The sequence below is a fragment of the Bifidobacteriaceae bacterium genome (assembly GCA_031281585.1).
Taxonomy (GTDB): Bacteria; Actinomycetota; Actinomycetes; order Actinomycetales; family WQXJ01; genus JAIRTF01.
Window position 1 is genome coordinate 1 of sequence record JAITFE010000149.1, and the last position, 2,632, is coordinate 2,632.

General features: G+C 72.4%; 1 protein-coding gene. It reads left to right on the top strand.

Translation table 11 applies throughout. The features are described 5' to 3' along the window. Positions 1-1,377, top strand: a 1,377-nt coding sequence (locus tag LBC97_15580) for an Ig-like domain-containing protein (GenBank protein ID MDR2567446.1), incomplete at its 5' end; no start/stop codon positions are given. Positions 1,378-2,632 lie beyond the last annotated feature (1,255 nt).

Genomic DNA, 2,632 nt, shown 5'->3' on the forward strand with positions numbered 1-2,632 from the left:
CGTGTGGTGGCTGCTGGCGCGGATGGGGTGGCGGTGTTCGAGTTCTCCTCGCCGGTGCCGGCGGTGTGGAGCGTCGGGGCGAGGATCGGCGGTGTGGACGTGACCGGCTCGCCGCAGACGGCGGTGTTTGTTGACGCCGTCGGCCCAAGGGTGCCGTTGTCTGTTCCGCAGGTGGCTCCGTCGAATGGTGTGCGGTTGGCCGGCGAGGTGGCGGCCGCGGATCGGGCGGTGGCGGCCGAAGGCGGCCTGGTGGTTGTGGTGGCCGGCGTCGGCGGCGAGTTGGCTCGTTGTCCGGTGGCGGGTGACGGTTCGTTCGCGTGCGTGCTGCCGGGCTTGGGCAACGGCACCGAGGTGTCTGTTTGGATTGAGGATTCGGCGGGCGGTGTTTCGCCTGTCGTGCTGTTGGCGGTCGATGCCGTGCCTCCTTCGCCCGGCACCGTCTCGCCTTCCGACGGGGCCCAGTTGGCGGGCACCGGCGAGATCGGCGCCCAGGTGGTGGTCACGGCCGAGGACGGGACGCGGTTGTGCTCCGCAGTCGTGTCGACGTCCGGGACGTGGGCCTGCGCGCTGGCGCCTTTGGCGGGCGAAGGTGAGTTGGTGGCCGTTGAGCACACCGATTCGGCGGGGAACTCGGCCGAGTTCCAATGGCGGATCGGGGTGCCGAGGGTCATGATCACCGTCGCCTCCGTGGTTCGGGGCGGGACGCAGACTGCGGTCGGCGTGAACTTCCAGCCCGGAGAGGCGGTCGAGGCGGTGATGTATTCGGATCCGCAGGTGGTCGGGACGGCCAACGCCGACGCGGACGGCCGGGTCGAGTTCTCCTGGGCTGTGCCGCCGGCCGCCGAGGTGGGGAACCATCTGATCGTGTTCACGGGCGCCGTCTCCGGGTCTTTCCAGGAGTCGTTCGCAGTGGTGGCGGGCGGGGCTCCGACCGGCGAGCCCACAGGTGGACCGACTGGGACTCCGACGGGCGGACCGACCGGAAACCCGACGAGCGGCCCCACGGCGGGCCCGACGGGCGAGCCGACTGGAACCCCGACCGGCGGACCGCCTGGCACCCCGACTGGGGAGCCGAGCGCGGGCCCGACGGGCGAGCCGACCGGAACCCCGACCGGGGAGCCCAGCGCGGGCCCAACGGGCGAGCCGACCACCGGCCCGACCGGGGAGCCGACCATCGGCTCGAGCTACGGCCCGACGGGCGAGCCGACGGCCGGCTCGAGCGTTGGCCCGACCGCGTCGGCGAGCGCTGGAGGCGGCGGCGGCAAGCTGCCGTTGACGGGTTCGGCCGCGTTGGGGCCGGTCACGGCGCTGGCGTTGGCGTTGATGGGCGCGGGCGCGTTGGCTCTGGCCTGGGGCCGCCGCAAACGCGCCAACTGAACGCCGGGCCCTTGTGGCGCGCGGGCGGCGATGCGACGGCCGCCCGTGCGGCTGGCCCAACAGGCCGCTCGCCACTGCGACCGGTGACCAGCGCGGCGGCGGCAACCCGCCGCGCAGGGTTTCAGCGGGCACGGGCCCCGGAGGCGTCTTCAACGCCAGCCACTTGGGTCAGCTCATGGGTGTGGACAAACGCACCGTGGACCGCTACATGGCGGTGTTCGGCCGCCTCTCCTCATACATTGGTTGCCGGATTTGGCCACCCGATCTGCCAGCCAAAGTCACACGCGGGCCAAGGTCCACTCAGGTGACACAGGCCTCGGTGTTGGAAGGGTTCGGCGGCCGCCGAATCGGGATTGAGGTCAAGGCCGCCACGCGGCTCAACCCGGCCGACGTGAGGGGGTTGCGCGCGCTCCGCGACCGCAAAGGCCCGACTGCGGCTTCGTGGTGTACGCGGGAGCCCAAGCCAACGAGCTGGACAACTCCATCCGGGCCCTGCCCGTCTCCGCTCTGCGAACCAACTACCGGGCCGCTTGACGCTGGACGGCTCAGGCCTGGGGGCGGACAGGCGAGCCGACCATCGGTTAGAGCCGCGGCCCAGGCGCTTCGGGGCTGCGCTCCGCCCGTCAGCCGCCGCTTGCCGCAGCTGACAGCGCCGCGCCGCCCCGCACGTGCATCGCCGGCGTGCCTCAACTGCGCCACGCGCCCGGCCATCGCGGCGCCGCGCCCCTTCGCGCCGAGGCACCCCCTCGCAGAACCACCCGTGATCGAAAACCGCTTCCAAACGATGAGGGACGTAATCTACCGGGGGTAGCCGTGCGCACCTCCCTTCTGACGGGACCGCCGTCAGAAGGGATGCGGGTGTGTCGTGCGGGGTGGGGTCAAGCCGTTTCGCGGCACGGGCGCTGACGCCCGCCGGTACGTCGAGACTGACCGTTCAACCGCTGACGACTACTATTTGGGCGGTGGTGACGCGCTGGCGTCATGGACGTTGAGTGACGCTGAGAGCGGGGTGGCGGCGGCACCCGATCTGGGGCCCGCGACAGGGTCAGCGCGGACACGCCGTTGGCGGGCACGGCCATCAGCCACGCCGCCTCGAACCAGACACTCAACGGCGTGCGGGTGTCTTGGAAGACGGCCCCCGCCGTCGCCGACACGCGGCGGCGGCACCTTGCGCAGCGCCGCAGGCCGTCTTTGCCGCGCGGCCCGCGGCCAGCGCCGCACCAGGGGCAAACGAACCCGTCCGGCCAGCGCAGCC